The 15,019-nt window shown below is 73.1% G+C and carries 16 protein-coding genes; 10 read left to right on the plus strand and 6 right to left on the minus strand.

The genetic code is table 11. The annotated features are described in order from the left end of the window. Genes ASD11_RS02050 through ASD11_RS02080 form a run of 7 tightly spaced genes read left to right on the plus strand, consistent with a single transcriptional unit; the run spans position 1 to position 7,129 of the window. Positions 1-1,449, plus strand: coding sequence for an MSMEG_0567/sll0787 family protein (locus ASD11_RS02050; protein ID WP_056282615.1), 1,449 nt, complete (start codon positions 1-3; stop codon positions 1,447-1,449). Beyond that, entirely contained in the window at positions 1,446-2,306 is an 861-nt protein-coding gene (locus tag ASD11_RS02055; protein ID WP_056282616.1) for a carbon-nitrogen hydrolase family protein, read from the plus strand. The genes ASD11_RS02050 and ASD11_RS02055 overlap by 4 nt, the downstream gene beginning before the upstream one ends. Further along, positions 2,299-2,601 (plus strand): MSMEG_0570 family nitrogen starvation response protein, encoded by a 303-nt coding sequence (locus ASD11_RS02060; protein ID WP_056282619.1) that lies wholly within the window; start codon positions 2,299-2,301, stop codon positions 2,599-2,601. Before ASD11_RS02055 ends, ASD11_RS02060 begins: the two co-directional genes overlap by 8 nt. Continuing rightward, on the plus strand, positions 2,598-3,869 hold the full coding sequence (locus ASD11_RS02065; RefSeq protein WP_056282621.1) for an MSMEG_0569 family flavin-dependent oxidoreductase: 1,272 nt from the start codon (positions 2,598-2,600) through the stop codon (positions 3,867-3,869). Before ASD11_RS02060 ends, ASD11_RS02065 begins: the two co-directional genes overlap by 4 nt. A gap of 1 nt (position 3,870) precedes the next feature. Beyond that, on the plus strand, positions 3,871-4,737 hold the full coding sequence (locus tag ASD11_RS02070; RefSeq protein ID WP_056282623.1) for a carbon-nitrogen hydrolase family protein: 867 nt from the start codon (positions 3,871-3,873) through the stop codon (positions 4,735-4,737). After that, the gene (locus ASD11_RS02075) at positions 4,734-5,822 is read left to right on the plus strand and encodes an MSMEG_0565 family glycosyltransferase (RefSeq protein ID WP_056282624.1); all 1,089 of its coding nucleotides are present in this window, start codon (positions 4,734-4,736) and stop codon (positions 5,820-5,822) included. The genes ASD11_RS02070 and ASD11_RS02075 overlap by 4 nt, the downstream gene beginning before the upstream one ends. After that, entirely contained in the window at positions 5,822-7,129 is a 1,308-nt protein-coding gene (locus ASD11_RS02080) for an AMP-binding protein (RefSeq protein WP_056282625.1), read from the plus strand. Before ASD11_RS02075 ends, ASD11_RS02080 begins: the two co-directional genes overlap by 1 nt. 12 nt (positions 7,130-7,141) lie before the next feature. Here ASD11_RS02080 and ASD11_RS02085 read toward each other — a convergent pair whose 3' ends face one another. From ASD11_RS02085 to ASD11_RS02105, 5 genes are read right to left on the minus strand one after another with little or no spacing between them, the layout of a single operon-like run. Then, positions 7,142-8,416 carry an ABC transporter substrate-binding protein gene (locus ASD11_RS02085; RefSeq protein WP_056282626.1) on the minus strand — a complete coding sequence of 425 codons (1,275 nt, stop codon included), beginning with the start codon at positions 8,414-8,416 and terminating at the stop codon, positions 7,142-7,144. A gap of 4 nt (positions 8,417-8,420) precedes the next feature. After that, positions 8,421-9,539: a branched-chain amino acid ABC transporter permease gene (locus ASD11_RS02090; RefSeq protein WP_082554103.1), complete on the minus strand. Its 1,119-nt coding sequence runs from the start codon at positions 9,537-9,539 to the stop codon at positions 8,421-8,423. A gap of 2 nt (positions 9,540-9,541) precedes the next feature. Beyond that, positions 9,542-10,420 (minus strand): branched-chain amino acid ABC transporter permease, encoded by an 879-nt coding sequence (locus ASD11_RS02095; protein ID WP_056282629.1) that lies wholly within the window; start codon positions 10,418-10,420, stop codon positions 9,542-9,544. 1 nt (position 10,421) lies between these two features. Next, the gene (locus ASD11_RS02100; protein WP_056282632.1) at positions 10,422-11,141 is read right to left on the minus strand and encodes an ABC transporter ATP-binding protein; all 720 of its coding nucleotides are present in this window, start codon (positions 11,139-11,141) and stop codon (positions 10,422-10,424) included. Continuing rightward, on the minus strand, positions 11,141-11,965 hold the full coding sequence (locus ASD11_RS02105) for an ABC transporter ATP-binding protein (RefSeq protein WP_056282635.1): 825 nt from the start codon (positions 11,963-11,965) through the stop codon (positions 11,141-11,143). Before ASD11_RS02105 ends, ASD11_RS02100 begins: the two co-directional genes overlap by 1 nt. Positions 11,966-12,062: 97 nt before the next feature. Here ASD11_RS02105 and ASD11_RS02110 point away from each other — a divergent pair, with 97 nt between their 5' ends. The 3 genes from ASD11_RS02110 to ASD11_RS02120 all read left to right on the plus strand — a co-directional run bounded on the left by ASD11_RS02110 (position 12,063) and on the right by ASD11_RS02120 (position 14,321). Then, a complete protein-coding gene (locus ASD11_RS02110; RefSeq protein ID WP_056282636.1) occupies positions 12,063-12,662 on the plus strand; it encodes a TetR/AcrR family transcriptional regulator in 600 nt (199 codons plus the stop codon). A 79-nt stretch (positions 12,663-12,741) separates the two neighbouring features. Continuing rightward, a complete protein-coding gene (locus tag ASD11_RS02115) occupies positions 12,742-13,500 on the plus strand; it encodes an enoyl-CoA hydratase/isomerase family protein (protein ID WP_056282637.1) in 759 nt (252 codons plus the stop codon). Positions 13,501-13,523: 23 nt separating this feature from the next. Beyond that, the gene (locus ASD11_RS02120; protein WP_056282640.1) at positions 13,524-14,321 is read left to right on the plus strand and encodes an MBL fold metallo-hydrolase; all 798 of its coding nucleotides are present in this window, start codon (positions 13,524-13,526) and stop codon (positions 14,319-14,321) included. 93 nt (positions 14,322-14,414) lie between these two features. On the opposite strand, the gene ASD11_RS02125 is transcribed toward ASD11_RS02120, so the two are convergent. Continuing rightward, on the minus strand, positions 14,415-14,999 hold the full coding sequence (locus tag ASD11_RS02125; protein ID WP_056282641.1) for a TetR/AcrR family transcriptional regulator: 585 nt from the start codon (positions 14,997-14,999) through the stop codon (positions 14,415-14,417). Between the last annotated feature and the right edge of the window lie 20 nt (positions 15,000-15,019).

A 15,019-nucleotide genomic window follows, 5' to 3' on the forward strand; every position in this document is an offset into this window, starting at 1 on the left:
ATGACGGTCGACCTCACCGACAACGGGATCCTCACCGGCCGACGGAGCACGCAGCAGGCGCCCGAGGACTACATCGTCGTCGAGGCCGACACCCGTGAGGTCCAGGCCTACCGACAGCTCCGCCGCGAGGTCTTCGTGCGAGAGCAGGGACTGTTCAGCGTCAGCGACCGTGACCTGGTGGACGACGATCCGCGCACCGTCGTGCTGGTGGCCCGCACCCCGGCCGGCGACGTGCTCGGCGGAGTCCGGGTCCATCCGGCACCCGAGGTGATGCAGACCGAGCGCGACCTGGGCTGGTGGCGCGGCTCGCGCCTGGCCGTCCAGGCCGACGCCCGAGGCTCGATCGGTCCGGCCGGGGCCGGAGTGGGCGCAGCCCTGGTCCGCGCGGCCTGTGCCCGGGCGGAGGCCGTGGGAGCCCTGCGCTTCGACGCCACCATCCAGGCCCAGAACGAACGCCTCTTCACCCGCCTCGGCTGGACGAGCCGCGAGCGCGTCACGGTCCACGGACACCCGCACGTCGTCGTCGACTGGCCCATCGCCCGCGTGCAGCGCCTCGTCGACGCCACCAAGGCCTCGCTCGGCGCGCTCCTCGCGGGGCTCTCCGGACCGGGATCCGGCGCCGTGCAGGGCTTCGTCGGCGACGACGGTGCGCCCGTCCCCGGCTCCGACCTCGTCGCCGCGTGCGACGCGATCCTCCCGGCCATGGTCGAGCGCGACCCCGAGTGGGCCGGCTGGTGCGCCGTCCTCGTGAACGTCAACGACCTCTCCGCCATGGGCGCCTCGCCCGTCGGCCTGCTCGACGCCGTGGGCGCGCGCGACCCGTCCTTCGCCCGCCGCGTCATGAGCGGGCTGCGATCTGCTGCCGAGGCCTGGGGCGTCCCCGTCCTGGGCGGCCACACCCAGCTCGGCGTGCCGGCGGCGCTCTCGGTCACGGCCCTGGGACGTGCCGACCGTCCGGTCCCCGGCGGTGGCGCGAGCCCCGGCGAGCGGCTCCGGCTCACCGCCGACCTCGGCGGTGGCTGGCGCCCCGGCTACGCGGGTGGCCAGTGGGACAGCTCGTCCCACCGCACCTCCGACGAGCTGCGCGCCCTCGGCACCGTCGTCCCCGCCCTGGCCCCCACGGCCGCCAAGGACGTGAGCATGTCCGGCCTCGTGGGCACCGCCGGCATGCTCGCCGAGGCGAGCGGCTGCCGGGCCGTGCTCGACGTCGCGGCCGTGCCCACCCCTGGGGGCGTCACCACGGGGGACTGGTTCACCTGCTTCCCCGGCTTCGCCATGATCACCGCCGAACCGGCGGGGGTCCCTCCAGCCACCTCGGACCTCCCGCCCTTCGTGGAGTCCCGCCCGTGCGGCGGTCTCGTCGAGGGCAGTGGCGTGGGTCTGCGCTGGCCCGACGGCGTCGTCACCGAGGCCGTCACCTCCACCGTCACAGGAATGGGAACAGCATGAGCCTCACAGCAGTGGCGGCCGCGTCCGCCAACTTCGGCCGCGACGTCGAGCAGAACCTCGCCCAGATCGCCGCCCTCACGCAGGAGGCACGCGCCCAGGGCGTCTCGCTCCTCGCCCTGCCGGAGGCGAGCATCGGCGGGTACCTCTCGGTGCTCGGTGCCGGTCGAGACGGGAGCCACGCCGAGTCGCCGGAGTCGCTCCCTCCGGTGACCGACGTCGACGGGCCCGAGCTGCGCCGCGTGGCAGAGATCGCCGGTGACATGACCCTCGTGGTGGGCTTCTGCGAGGAGGACGGCGGCACGCGGTACAACAGCGCGGCGGCGGTCACGGGCGACGGCGTGCTCGGCGTGCACCGCAAGGTGCACCAGCCGCTGGGCGAGAACATGTTCTACGAGGCCGGCGACGTCTTCCGGGCCTTCGACACTCCGGTCGGCCGCCTCGGCATGCTGATCTGCTACGACAAGGCCTTCCCCGAGTCGGCCCGCGGGCTGGCCCTCGACGGCGCCGAGGTCGTGGCGTGCATCTCGGCCTGGCCGGCGTCCCGCACGGCCTCGGGCGACGACATCGCCGACGACCGCTGGACGCACCGCTTCAACCTGTTCGACCAGGCCCGCGCCCTGGAGAACCAGGTCGTGTGGGTGGCGGCCAACCAGCACGGCACCTTCGGGTCGTTGCGCTTCGTGGCCAACGCGAAGATCGTGGGGCCGGGCGGAGACGTGCGCGCCACCACCGGCACCGACGCCGGGCTCGCCGTGGCGCACCTCGACGTCGAGGCCGAGCTCGACACGGCGCGGCGCGCGATGTTCCACCTGCGCGACCGCCGCCCCGAGCTGTACCTGGAGCCGGTCCATGCCTGAGATGACCGTCTCGGTCCGCTGGCCCGACGGCCGCGGTGCCGACCTCTACTCGCCCTCGCTCGTGATGCACGACCACCTCAGCCCGGGCACGACCTACACGGTCGACGAGTTCGTGACCCGGGCCGCCACGGCGCTCGGCATCGCGAGCGACCGCGTCCGCGCGAAGTACGGGTTCGCCTGCACGTCGGCCGCCGCGACGCTCGAGGAGATCCGCCGCGAGACGGCCCCGTTCGCCGCCGCCGACACCGTCCAGGTGCTCCGCATGCACCCGCCCCTCCCCGAGGAGAAGCCATGACCACGTCACGCACCGAGGTGCTCGTCGTCGGCGCCGGCCAGGCCGGCCTCTCGATCAGCTGGTACCTGACCCGTGAGGGCGTCGACCACGTCCTCGTCGACTCCGCCACGCCGGCCCACGAGTGGGCCGAGGCGCGCTGGGACAACTTCACGCTCGTCACGCCCAACTGGCACTGCAGCCTGCCGGGCTGGACGTACGACGGCGACGACCCCGACGGCTTCATGACCCGCGACGAGGTGGTGGCCTGGCTCGACGGCTACGTCAAGAGCTTCGATCCGCCGGTCCGCACCCACACGACCGTCACCGAGGTCCGGCTCGCACCGGACGGCGGCTACGTCGTCTCGCTCAGGACCCCCGACGGCCACGAGGAGGTCCAGGCCGGCCAGGTCGTCGTCGCCACGGGTGGCTACCACCGACCCGTCGTCCCGGCCTACGCCCGGGCCATCGACCCGGCGGTCGCGCAGATCCACTCCCAGCAGTACCTCAACGCCGACCAGCTGCCCGAGGGCGCGGTCCTCGTGGTCGGCACCGGTCAGTCCGGGGCACAGATCGCGGAGGACCTGCACCTCGAGGGGCGGCAGGTGCACCTCGCGCTCGGCACCGCTCCGCGCGTGGCCCGCACCTACCGCGGCCGTGACTGCATGACGTGGCTGAGCGACATGGGTCTCTACGACACCGCCGTGCAGCAGTACCCCGGCGGGCTGGCGGCCCGCGAGAAGACCAACCACTACGTGACGGGTCGCGACGGCGGCCGGGACATCGACCTGCGCCAGTTCGCGAGCGAGGGCATGCGGCTCTACGGCGCGCTCACGGAGGGCCAAGGCGCGCGGCTCGACTTCGCGCCCACGCTGACCAGCTCGCTCGACGCGGCCGACGCCGTCTACAACTCCATCTGCCGCGACATCGACCGATTCATCGATACCAACGGCATCGACGCCCCGGTGCAGCCGCACTACGAGCCGGTCTGGAGGCCCGACCACGAGCCCCGCGCCCTCGACCTGGGGGACGAGGGCATCACCTCGATCGTGTGGGCCATCGGCTACCGACCCGACTACTCGTGGGTGAAGGTCGGCGTCTTCGACGGCTCCGGACGCCCCACCCACACGCGCGGCGAGACGACGGTCCCCGGGCTGTTCTTCGTCGGCCTCCCGTGGATGCACACGTGGGGATCGGGCCGGTTCCTCGGCATCGCCCGCGACGCCGAGCACGTGGCCGGACGTCTTCTGGAGCGCAGGGGCGCGAGCAGCCCCGTGACGGTCGGATCCTGACGTGCCCACGCTGCGCCTGGCCGCCGTCGCCGCCCACTTCGGGCGCGACGTCGAGCGGGCGCTGCTCAAGATCGCGGGCATCGTCGAGGACGCCCGCACCCACGGGGCCGACCTGCTCGTGCTGCCCTACGGCACGCTCGGCGGCTACATCGGCGACCTGCGACACCCCGACCCCGACTCCCTCCCGCCGGCGCTCTCCCTCGACGGGCCCGAGCTGCGGCAGGTCGCGGAGCTCGCCGGCGAGATGACGGTGTGTCTCGGCTTCACCGAGGACGCGGGCGAGCAGCTCTACGAGTCGGCGGTGTGCGTGAGCGGTGACGGGCTCCTGGGCCACCACCGCAAGGTGCACCAGCCCGCGGGGGAGTCGCTCGCGTTCGCGGCCGGCTCGTCCTTCCGGGCGTTCGACACCCCGGTCGGACGCATGGGGCTGATGATCGACTACGACAAGACCTTCCCGGAGGCCGCGCGTTCGCTGGCCCTCGACGGCGCGGCCGTGGTGGCGTGCCTGTCGGCCTGGCCCGCGAGCGTCACCGACCGGGCCTCGCGCATGACGCAGGACCGTCAGTCGCGGCTCTTCGACCTCTACGACAGCGCCCGAGCCGCCGAGAACCAGGTCATCTGGGTGTCCTCCAACCAGACCGGTGTCATGGGCGGCCTGAGGTTCCTCGGCCAGGCCAAGGTGGTGGGGCCGGGTGGCGACGTGCTGGCCCGCACGTGGTCCAAGGGCGGTCTCGCCGTCGCCGAGGTCGACGTCGAGCACGAGGTCGCGCGGTCGCGGCGCGTGCTGCACCACCTCAAGGAGCTCAGTCCCGACGCCTACGTCGGCCGGCCCGCTGCGGCATCGAACCAGGAAGGCGGTTCCGCATGAGGATCGCGCTGCTCACGTACTCGTCCAAGCCGCGCGGCGGCGTGGTGCACACGCTGGCGCTCGCCGAGGCCCTGGCCGCACTGGGCGAGGACGTCCATGTCTGGACCCTCGCGCGCGGCGGCGACCGCGCCTTCTTCCGTCCGGTGGACGCGGCCGTCACGGTGCACGCCGTCCCGTTCGAGGCCGTGGACGGGGAGGACGTGGGCGCCCGGATCGTCCGCTCCATCGCCGAGCTGCGCCGGGCGTTCGCACCCCACCGTGGCGGCTACGACGTGGTCCACGCCCAGGACTGCATCAGCGCCAACGCGGCCATGCCGTGCGTGCGCACCATCCACCACCTCGACGAGTTCACGACCCCCGAGCTCGCGGCGTGCCACGAGCGGGCGGTCGTCGAGCCCGTGGCACGGATCTGCGTCTCGCGCACCGTCTCCGACGAGGTGGCGCTCGGCTGGGGCCTGCGTCCCACCGTGATCCCCAACGGCGTCGACTCGGCCCGTTTCGAGGCCGGCGCGCTCGACGCGGCCGGGCGCGAGCGCTGGCGCGAGAAGCTGGGCCCGTACGTGCTCGCGCTGGGCGGCATCGAGCCGCGCAAGGGCAGCATCGACCTGCTCGAGGCCTATGCGCTGCTGCGTCGGCGCCGCCCCGACCTTCGGCTCGTCTTCGGTGGCGGCGAGACGCTCTTCGACTACCGCGAGTACCGGCGCAACTTCGAGCGGCGGGCGCAGCAGCTGCACGTCGACCACGAGGTGCTCGGCGTGATCGACGAGGCCGACCTGCCCTCGCTCGTGGCCGAGGCGTCCGTGCTGGCCATGACGTCCACGAAGGAGGGCTTCGGGCTCGCCGCGATGGAGGCGCTGGCCGCCGGCGTCCCGGTCGTCGCCCGCGACGTCCCGGTGCTGCGCGAGGTCTTCGGGAGCGCCGTGACGTTCGGGGACGCGCCGCTCTCGCTCGCCGCCGCCATGGTCCAGGCGCTCGAGACCCCGCCCGACCGGGAGGCCGGCCGTGACCTCGCCCGCAGCTTCACGTGGGAGCGGGCCGCCCAGGCACACCAGGCGTTCTACGCGTCCCTCGCCCCGACGCCCTGATGCCCTCGCTGCCGATCGGGGAGGCGTTCACCGAGCTGGCCGCGCGGGCGCCGGACCGCGTGGCCGTGCGCTGCGGCGACGAGGTCCTCACCCGGTCGCAGCTCGACGCGCGTGCCGCGTCCGTCGCGGGGCGCTGGGTCGAGGACGGTCTCGACGTCGACGACGTCGTGGCGATCTGCCTGCCCAACGGGATCGACCTGGTGGTGGCGTGCGTGGCGGCCTGGAAGGCCGGGGGCGTACCGCTCGCGATCGCCTCCGACCTTCCGGTCCGTGAGAGGCAGGCGGTGCTCGACGCTGCCGCGCCGGCGGTCGTCGTCGACCGTCCCGAGGTCGCTCGGCGTCCGGGGCCGCCTCTTGTCGAGAGCCGGACGGCGTCGTCGTGGAAGCTGTCGACCTCCTCGGGCACCACAGGCACGCCCAAGCTGATCCGGGCCGCGGCCGCCGCGACCGTCGACCCCGACGGCCTCGTGGCGCCGTTCGTCCCCCGTGACGCGGTCCAGCTCGTGAGCGGGCCACTGACCCACGCCGCCCCCTTCACCTACGCGATGCGCGGTCTCATGACGGGGCACGAGCTGGTGCTCCTCCCGAGGTTCGACGCAGGGGAGTGGCTCGCCGCGGTGGAGCGGCACCGCGTCACGTGGGCGATGCTCGTGCCCACCACGATGCAGCGCATCTGGCGGCACCCGGACCGCGACCGTGCCGACGTCTCGAGCCTGGCGTCGGTCCTCCACCTCGGCGCGCGCTGCGCACCGGACCTCAAGCGCTCCTGGATCGGGTGGCTCGGCCCGGAGCGGGTCGTCGAGGTCTACGCCGGCACCGAGTCGCAGGGCCTCACGATGATCGACGGGAGGGAGTGGCTCGACCGGCCGGGCTCGGTGGGCCGACCGTGTGCCGGGTCCCGGTTCCGCGTGGTCGACGGCGAGCTCCAGATGCAGCGCGACGGCGGGCTGCCCGGCTGGCACTCGCTCGGCGACGCCGGTCGGATCGACGACGCCGGCTACGTGTACGTGCTCGACCGCCTCGACGACGTCGTCGTCTCCGGCGGCGTCAACGTCCATCCCGCCGACGTCGAGGCCGTGCTCGACTCGCACCCGCTCGTCCGGTCGTCGGTGGTGGTGCCGCGTCCCGACGGCGACCTGGGTCACCGCGTGCACGCCGTCGTCGAGACCGACGAGGCCGACGAGGACGTGCTGCGCGACTGGGCACGCGAGCGGCTCCGCCCCGAGCTGCGACCTCGGTCGTACGAGCTCGTGACGGAGCCGCTGCGCGCGACGACGGGCAAGTCCCGCCGTCGCGACTGGCGCTAGCCGGCCGGGTACCTACTCGCTGGGGATGCCGTCGGAGGGTGGGGCGGTCGCCTCGCCGTCGAACACCTTCACGGGCGTGCTCTCGCGGTCGTCGGTGGCGTAGACCGGGCCGAAGTAGTCCTGGGACGTCCCGGTCACCTTGGCCATCTGCGCGCCGCCGTAGCCGGCGTGGTCGTCCTCGGAGTACCGCGGCGAGGTGAGGCCGGGGCCGTCGAGCTCGCCGGACGCCATGGTCTCGAGCAGACCCTCACGCGTGAGGTCCTTGCCGGTCTTCTGCAGCGCCTCCACGAAGAGGTATCCGGCCGTCATGCCGTACACGGTGTTGCCCGTGAACGGCTTGTCGCCGTTGTGCTCCTTGTTGATCTTCTGGAAGAGCGTGATCCAGGGGTCGTCGGAGTCGAAGGCCGAGGGCAGGTAGTTGGTGCTCAGGAAGCCCTCCAGCAGCGGCGCCGCGTCGCCCAGCGCGGCGCCCACCGTGGCGAGGTCGGCGCCCACGGAGGTGCTGATCCACTGGGGCGCGAACTTCAGGCGGGCCGCCGTGCCCACCGCGAGGGCGGTGAAGCCGGGCACGGTCGCGAGGACCACGACCTCGCAGCCGGCGGCCTTGAGCTTGCCGACCTGCGGGGCGACGTTGGTGTTGCTCGTGACGTACTTCTGCCGCTCGGCCACGCCGTCCTCGCCGAGGACCTGGGTGAGTCCTCGCAGGGTGTCCTGACCGAAGTCGTCGTCCTGGCCGAGGAAGCACACCTTCTTCCCGTCGAGGTTCTCCTCGATGTACGTGGCCTGGACCTTGGCCTCGGTCGTGTAGTCGGCCTGGAAGCCGAAGGTGGTCGGATACTTCTCCGGCTGGTTCCAGCTGCGGCTGCCCGACGCGACGAAGAGGTCGGGGACCTTGTTGGTCTTGAGGAAGTCGAGCACACCGGTGTGGGTGGGCGTGCCGAGGCCGTTGACGATGGCGAACACCTTGTCCTTGAGCACGAGCTCGCGGACGACCTTCTGGGTGTTGGCCGGGTTGTAGCCGTCGTCCTTCACCGTGTACGTGATCTTTCGGCCGTGCACCCCGCCGTTGGCGTTGACGTAGTCGAAGTACGCCTTCGTGGCGGGCGAGATCGTCGAGTACCCGGCGGCGGCGGGCCCGGTGAGGGGCTGGTGGGTGCCGACGAGGATCGAGTCGGCCGTGACGCCGGGCGCGGACGCGGCGGAGTCGCCGCCTCCGCCACAGGCGGTGAGCGAGCCGACGAGGCTCAGGGAGGCGATCGCCGTGAGCGATCGCCGGAGACGGGGCATGGGGCTAGACATCGATGGACTCCGAACTGGTTGAGGTGGGACGGGACGGGCTGGATCGGGTGGGGCTGGACGGGCTCGGGCCGGGACGGGAGGGGCGGGGCAGGCGGGCCGCGGCCGAGGACAGCAGGCCCTGGATGCCCTGCGGGAACGCGATGGTCACGACGATCAGGACCACGCCGAAGACGAGGAGCGACAGGTTGCCGTCGAGACGCTCCGCGAGCGCGGGCGAGGAGCCCACGCGGTCGGCGAGCGACGTGGTGAGGTCGGGCAGCACGACGAGGAGCAGGGCGCCCCAGACCGCGCCGGCCAGCCGTCCGATGCCGCCGATCACCACCGCCATGAGCAGGAACAGGCTGAAGGCCAGCGAGAACCCGCCGGGGGAGACGGCCTGGGTCAGCACGGCGAGGAGACCCCCGCCGAGCCCGGCGGTGGCGGCGCTCACGACGAAGACGAGGACCTTGGTCCTGGCCACGTCGATCCCGGCCAGGCGCGCCGCGACCTCGTCGTCCCGGACCGCGCGCACCTCGCGGCCGAAGCGGCTGTGGACGAGGTTGGCCAGGAGGAACATCGTCAGCAGCGCCGCGCCGCACGCGATCCAGGCCTGCCACCGCTCGAGCGGGAAGGTGGCCCCCAGGCCGGCGGGCGCGGGCTCGACGAGTACCGACAGCCCTTGGTCGCCGCCGAGCCGGTCGGCGAAGGTCGTGGTGATGGAGGGGACGACGATCGTGAGCGTCAACGTGAGCTCCGGGAGGTAGGGGCCGTGCAGCCGCGCCCCGGCCAGGCCCACGACGCCACCCACGGCGGCTGTCACGACGACGGCGGCCGCGAGCGGGAGGAGGAGCAGCAGGGGACCTGTGGTCCCGGCGTCGCCGAGCTCGGCCGACGTGAGGGCGCAGGCGTACGCGCCCACGGCCATGAGGGCGCCGTGCCCGAGCGACAGCTGGCCGGAGAGGCCCACGAGCAGCGTGAGCCCTGCGGTCGCGCACAGGTAGGCGGCGCCCGTGGCCAGCTGGTAGCTCCGGTACGGCGACAGCCCGTAGGTCAGGGCCACGAGGGCGGCTCCGGCGACCAGCGTCAGCAGCAGGTGGCGCAGGAGCGTGTGGTGCGACAGGCGGTCGAGCATCGTCACACCACCCGCGCCGAGGTGTGGCCGAGGAGGCCGGACGGCTTGAGCAGCAGGACGGCCACGAGGACGCCGAGGATGACGACGGCGGAGATGTCGCTGCCGGAGTAGCCGCTCACGTAGGAGAGGACGAGCCCCACGCCCAGGCCGCCCACGACGGCGCCGACCGGGCTGTCCAGGCCTCCCACCACCGCGGCGGTGAAGGCATAGACGAAGACCAGGTCGGTCGCGTGAGGGTGCGCCCCCAGCTCCGTCGGCACGATGAGCAGGGCTGCGAGCGCACCCACCGCGCCCGCCACCCCCCAGCTCAGCGTGAGCATGCGTCGGACGTCGACCCCCAGGAGCCGCGCCATGTCGGGGGCGAAGGCGGCGGCCCGCATCGTCAGTCCGAGGTCGGTGCGGGTGAAGGCCCAGCCCAGCGCCGCCATGACCGCGACGACCGTGCCGAGGACGAAGAGGTCGTACGGAGACAGCAGCGGCTGGTCGCCGATGCTGAGCGGCGTGCGGCTGAAGGGCACGTCCATCGGGCGGTACTCGCTCCCGTAGAGGATGCCGAGCACAGCCTGGATCACCAGCACGAGTCCGAGGGCCACGATGACGGTGTTGAGCGGCTGGCTCGCGTCGACGTGCCGCATGAGCAGGCGCTCCGTGCCGGCCCCGATGACCAGGCCGGCCACGACGGCCGCCACGAGCCCGAGCCAGTACGAGCCGCTCGCCGTCGTGACGCTGTAGGCCACGTACGTCGTGGCGGCGGCCATGGCGCCCTGGGAGAAGTTCACGAGCCTGGCGCCGCGCCAGATCAGGACGAGGGCCAGGGCGAAGGCGGCGAACGTCGCCCCGCGGGCGAGCCCGTCGACGGTGAGGAAGAGGAAGCGATCCATGTCAGAACCCCAGGTAGGCGTGGCGGAGGTCGTCGTCGGCGCCGATGCGCTCGGCGGTGTCGCTCGCGACGACGCGGCCGAGCGACAGCACGACCCCGTGGTCGGCGATGGACATGGCGCTGCGGACGTTCTGCTCCACGAGCAGCACGGTCAGGCCGGTCTCGTCGCAGCGCCGGCGCAGGAGCGCCATGATCTGCGCCGTCACCTTGGGCGCGAGCCCCAGCGAGGGCTCGTCGAGGAGGAGCAGCCGCGGACGGGCCACGAGAGCGCGGCCGATGGCGAGCATCTGACGCTCGCCGCCGGAGAGCTGGTGGCCGGCGCTGCCGCGGCGGCGGACGAGCGGCTCGAACATGGCGTAGACCTCGTCGGTGGCCCGGCGGCCGTCGGCCTTGTCCTTGCGCCAGACGTGGCCGAGGCGCAGGTTCTCCTCGACCGTGAGCTCGGTGATGACGCCCCGACCCTCCGGGACGTGGGCGATGCCACGCCGGACGAGGTCCTCGGTCCGGGTTCCGCTGAGCTCGCTGCCGTCCCACGTGATGCTTCCCGCGGTGACGCCGATCGTGCCGCAGAGCGCCCTGAGGAGAGAGGTCTTGCCGGCGCCGTTGGCGCCGACGACGGCGACGATCGAGCCGGCGGGGACGTCGAGCTCGACGTCGTGGAGGACAGGTGCCCCGCCGTACCCGGCGGTCAGCCCCCTGACCTGGAGGAGGGGTGCGGTCATCAGACGTCCACCGCGGCGCCCAGGTAGGCCTCGGCGACGGCCGGGTCGTCGCGCACCTCGGCCGGCGACCCCGCAGCGATGACGCGACCGAAGTCGAGGACCACCAGCTCGTCGCACACGGCCATGACGAGGTCGACGTGGTGCTCGACCAGCATCACCGAGCAGCCGGCGCCACGGGACGGCAGGCTCCGGACGAGCTCGCCCAGCTCGAGGACCTCGTCGTGGCCGAGCCCACCCGCAGGCTCGTCGAGCAGGAGGAGGCGCGGCTCGCTCACGAGGGCGCGGGCGAGGGCGACGCGCTTGCTGGTGGCGTAGGGGAGCGTGCCGGGCTGGGCGTGCGCGTGCCGGGTGAGGTCGAGCTCGTCCATCAGCATCTCGGCGCGCTCCCGCAGCTCGCGCTCGTCCCGGTCGCTGCGGGGCAGGGCCAGCAGGCCGGACCACCAGCCCGTCCGTGCCGTCGTGCCGGCCCCGGCCACGATGTTCTCCACGACCGACAGGCCCGGGAACAGGCCCAGGCCCTGCAGGCTGCGGGAGATCCCGGAGCGCACGAGCCGGTGAGGTCTCGGCCTGAACGTCGAGCCGTCGAGCGCGAGCCGTCCTTGCTGCGGCCTGGCGAACCCGCACACCACGTTGAAGAGCGTGGTCTTGCCCGCGCCGTTGGGCCCGATGACGCCGACGACGTGACCCGAGGGCACGGAGAAGGACACCTCCTCGAGGGCGGTGATGCCGCCGAAGCGGACGGTCACGCCCTCGACGTCGAGGCGTGCGCCGGCGGTCTCCGGCGGCGTCGAGGGGGCCGGTGTGACGCGGCTCTCAGGAATCATGCACACAGGGTGTATCTTTTTTCCGTCCGCGTCAACCTTCCTCGGGGACGACCGCCGGGAGGACATACTGGGCCCGACCCGAGAGGAGGCTCCGCCGATGGCCGTGCCGCGCCAGCACAACACCGACGGCCGCATCGCCCGGGGCGAGCGGACCCGCGACGCGATCGTGGCCGCCCACACAGAGCTCGTCCGAGAAGGCGTGCTCAAGCCCACCGGGAAGGCCATCGCCGAACGGGCCGGCATCTCGCTGCGGACCGTCTGGCTGAACTACAAGGACCTCGAGGCGCTGCTCGTCGCCACGACGGGCTACTGGCTCGAGGCCGACCTCGAGCTGCGCGTGAGCATCGACGCCGACCTGCCGCTCGAGGAGCGCATCGAGGCCTACGTCGCGATGCGGGTCGCCAGGCTCGAGCACCTGGCACCGGCCGCCCGCTCGGCTGCTCTGGGCGAGCCGTTCTCGGCCGCGCTCCAGGAGAGCCGTCGCCAGCACGTGGACCGTGTGCAGGGCGACGCCGACGAGGTCTTCGCCCAGGAGGTCGCCGCTGCGGGTGAGCGTCGTGAGGTGCTGCGCAAGGCACTGTTCATCGCCTCGAGCTGGCCCTCGTGGAGCTCGCTCCGCCACGACTTCGGCCTGGGCGTCGAGGAGTCCGCCGACGTCATGCGGAGCACCCTCACGACCCTTCTCCGCCCGCAGTGACGTCCTGACCGCGACGCGCCGGCGAGTCGCGTCAGAACGTCACCGCAGGCGCGGTGGGTGCACCTGAGAGACTGCGACCATGTCTGATGCTGTGCTGCTCGAGGTCCGCGACGGGGTCGCCCACCTGACGCTCAACCGCCCCACCGACGCCAACTCCTTCGACCTGCCCACCGCGCAGGCCGTCACCGAGGCCGTCGAGCGCATCGAGGCCGACGACGACGCCACGGTCGTCGTGCTCACCGGCAACGGGCCGCGCTTCTGCGCCGGGGGCGACGTGGCCAGCTTCGCCGCGGCCGACGACCCCCAGGCCTACCTCCGCGAGCTCGCGGACGTGCTCGACGGCGCCATGCAGCGCCTCGCCGCCCTCCCCAAGCCCGTCGTGGCCGGGGTCCAGGGGGCCGTGGCCGGCGCCGGGCTGAGCGTCATGCTCGCCGCCGACCTCGTGGTCGCCGAGCGCTCCACCAAGTTCGTCACGGCCTACGCCGGCATCGGCCTCACCCCCGACATCGGGCTCTCCTACCTGCTGCCTCGGGCCGTCGGCCAGGTGCGGGCCATGGAGCTCCTGCTCAACGGCCGCGTCCTCGACGGCGACACCGCCCTGGACTGGGGCCTCGTGAGCGAGGTCGTGGACGCCGGTGCCGCCGACCGGGCCCGCTCCCTCGGCCAGAAGCTCGCCGACTCCGTGCCCGGCGCCTACGGCCAGGCGCGTCGCCTCGTCCGCAGCGGCTGGGAGTCCACCCGCGCCGAGGTCGGCCAGGACGAGGCCGCCACGATCGCCGCCCGGGTCGGCACCGACGAGGCCCAGGCCCGCATCCAGAAGTTCCTGGCCAAGCGGTAGCCCGGCCTGCCAGGATCGCGGCCATGACGGCTGCTCAGATCACCCATGTCGGCGGACCGACCACGCTCGTCGAGGTGGCCGGCTGGCGCATCCTCACCGACCCCACGTTCGACGCTGCCGGTCGCCGCTACTTCTTCGGCTGGGGCACGACGTCGCGCAAGCTCGCCGACCCGGGCCTCGCCCTCGACGACGTCGGACCGGTCGACGCCGTACTCGTGAGCCACCACCACCACGGCGACAACCTCGACGATGCCGGCCGGGCCATGCTCGCGGACGTCCCGACGGTCGTCACCACCCGCAAGGGCGCGAAGGCGCTGGGGGCCGCCGACCCCCGTTTCGTCGGTCTCGACGCCTGGGAGACCACCACGCTCGAGGCGCCCGACAGGCCCACCATCACGATCACCGCGACCCCCTGCCGGCACGGTCCGGTGGGCTCCGAGCCCATCACCGGACCCGTCGTCGGGTTCTCGCTGCGCTGGGAGGGCCAGGAGCACGGCGAGCTCTGGATCACGGGCGACACCGTGCTGTACCCGGACCTGCGCGAGGTGCCGCAGCGGCTCGACGTCGGGACGCTCGTGATCCACCTCGGGTCGGTGCGGTTCCGCTACCTCTCGGGCTGGCTCCGCTACACGATGGACGCCGCCGAGGGCGCCGAGCTCATCGATCTCGTCGGGGCCCACACCGTGATCCCCGTGCACTACGAGGGCTGGTCGCACTTCCAGCAGGACCGGCCGGCAGCCGAGACCCGCCTCGCCCAGGCCAACCGTTCCGAAACGATCCACTGGCTCGACCCCGGCGAGGCAGCCACCATCCGCATCTGACCTCGCGAGTGGCGCAGATTGGCACTTTCGAGACGGCGTGTCGTGCCAATCTGCGCCACTCGGGTCCCACTTTGCGCCACTCGCGGGATCGGCTCAGGTGAGGAGCGGTCCGACGACGGCGTCGACGAGGCGCTCGGCGTGAGCCCCGTGGTCGTCGTCGGGGGCCAGGACCGCGTGCATCAACGCGCCGCCGAGCAGCGCCTCGAGGAGCAGGCCGATCGAGACGTCGGTCCCGAGCCGGCCGCCACGCACCGCGTGCTCCACGACGTCGCGGGCGGACGACACCTGACGGTGCCGGATCGCCTCCCAGGCCTCGGCGAGCTCGGGCAGCAGCGCCGCCTCGGTCATGAGGCGCCGGGCCGCTCCGCCGAGGGGTCCGGCGTAGAGCGAGGTCGTGCTGCGGACCAGCCCGACGAGGTCGGCCCGGACGTCGTCGGACACGGGGTGCGGTGCCGTGGCCAGCATCGACGCCAGGGCGTCGGCAAGGAGCGCGGCCTTCGAGGGCCAGCGTCGGTAGAGCGCCGCCTTGCCGACCCCGGCGCGCTGCGCGACGCGGTCCATCGTGAAGCCCGCCCACCCGACGTCGCCGAAGACGAGGCAGGCGGCCTCGTGGACGCGGGCGTCGATCGCAGGGTCGCGTGGGCGCCCCGCCGTTGCGCCGGTCACCGGGCTCGTCATACCCTCAGCATTGCGGACGA

Source organism: Aeromicrobium sp. Root495 (assembly GCF_001426755.1).
Classification (GTDB): domain Bacteria; phylum Actinomycetota; class Actinomycetes; order Propionibacteriales; family Nocardioidaceae; genus Aeromicrobium.

Coding starts and splice junctions, on each gene's coding strand:
- ASD11_RS02050 (WP_056282615.1), top strand. CDS start 1: ATGACGGTCGACCTCACCGACAACGGGATCCTCACCGGCCGACGGAGC.
- ASD11_RS02055 (WP_056282616.1), top strand. CDS start 1,446: ATGAGCCTCACAGCAGTGGCGGCCGCGTCCGCCAACTTCGGCCGCGAC.
- ASD11_RS02060 (WP_056282619.1), top strand. CDS start 2,299: ATGCCTGAGATGACCGTCTCGGTCCGCTGGCCCGACGGCCGCGGTGCC.
- ASD11_RS02065 (WP_056282621.1), top strand. CDS start 2,598: ATGACCACGTCACGCACCGAGGTGCTCGTCGTCGGCGCCGGCCAGGCC.
- ASD11_RS02075 (WP_056282624.1), top strand. CDS start 4,734: ATGAGGATCGCGCTGCTCACGTACTCGTCCAAGCCGCGCGGCGGCGTG.
- ASD11_RS02080 (WP_056282625.1), top strand. CDS start 5,822: ATGCCCTCGCTGCCGATCGGGGAGGCGTTCACCGAGCTGGCCGCGCGG.
- ASD11_RS02085 (WP_056282626.1), bottom strand. CDS start 8,416: ATGCCCCGTCTCCGGCGATCGCTCACGGCGATCGCCTCCCTGAGCCTC.
- ASD11_RS02090 (WP_082554103.1), bottom strand. CDS start 9,539: ATGCTCGACCGCCTGTCGCACCACACGCTCCTGCGCCACCTGCTGCTG.
- ASD11_RS02095 (WP_056282629.1), bottom strand. CDS start 10,420: ATGGATCGCTTCCTCTTCCTCACCGTCGACGGGCTCGCCCGCGGGGCG.
- ASD11_RS02100 (WP_056282632.1), bottom strand. CDS start 11,141: ATGACCGCACCCCTCCTCCAGGTCAGGGGGCTGACCGCCGGGTACGGC.
- ASD11_RS02105 (WP_056282635.1), bottom strand. CDS start 11,965: ATGATTCCTGAGAGCCGCGTCACACCGGCCCCCTCGACGCCGCCGGAG.
- ASD11_RS02110 (WP_056282636.1), top strand. CDS start 12,063: ATGGCCGTGCCGCGCCAGCACAACACCGACGGCCGCATCGCCCGGGGC.
- ASD11_RS02115 (WP_056282637.1), top strand. CDS start 12,742: ATGTCTGATGCTGTGCTGCTCGAGGTCCGCGACGGGGTCGCCCACCTG.
- ASD11_RS02120 (WP_056282640.1), top strand. CDS start 13,524: ATGACGGCTGCTCAGATCACCCATGTCGGCGGACCGACCACGCTCGTC.
- ASD11_RS02125 (WP_056282641.1), bottom strand. CDS start 14,999: ATGACGAGCCCGGTGACCGGCGCAACGGCGGGGCGCCCACGCGACCCT.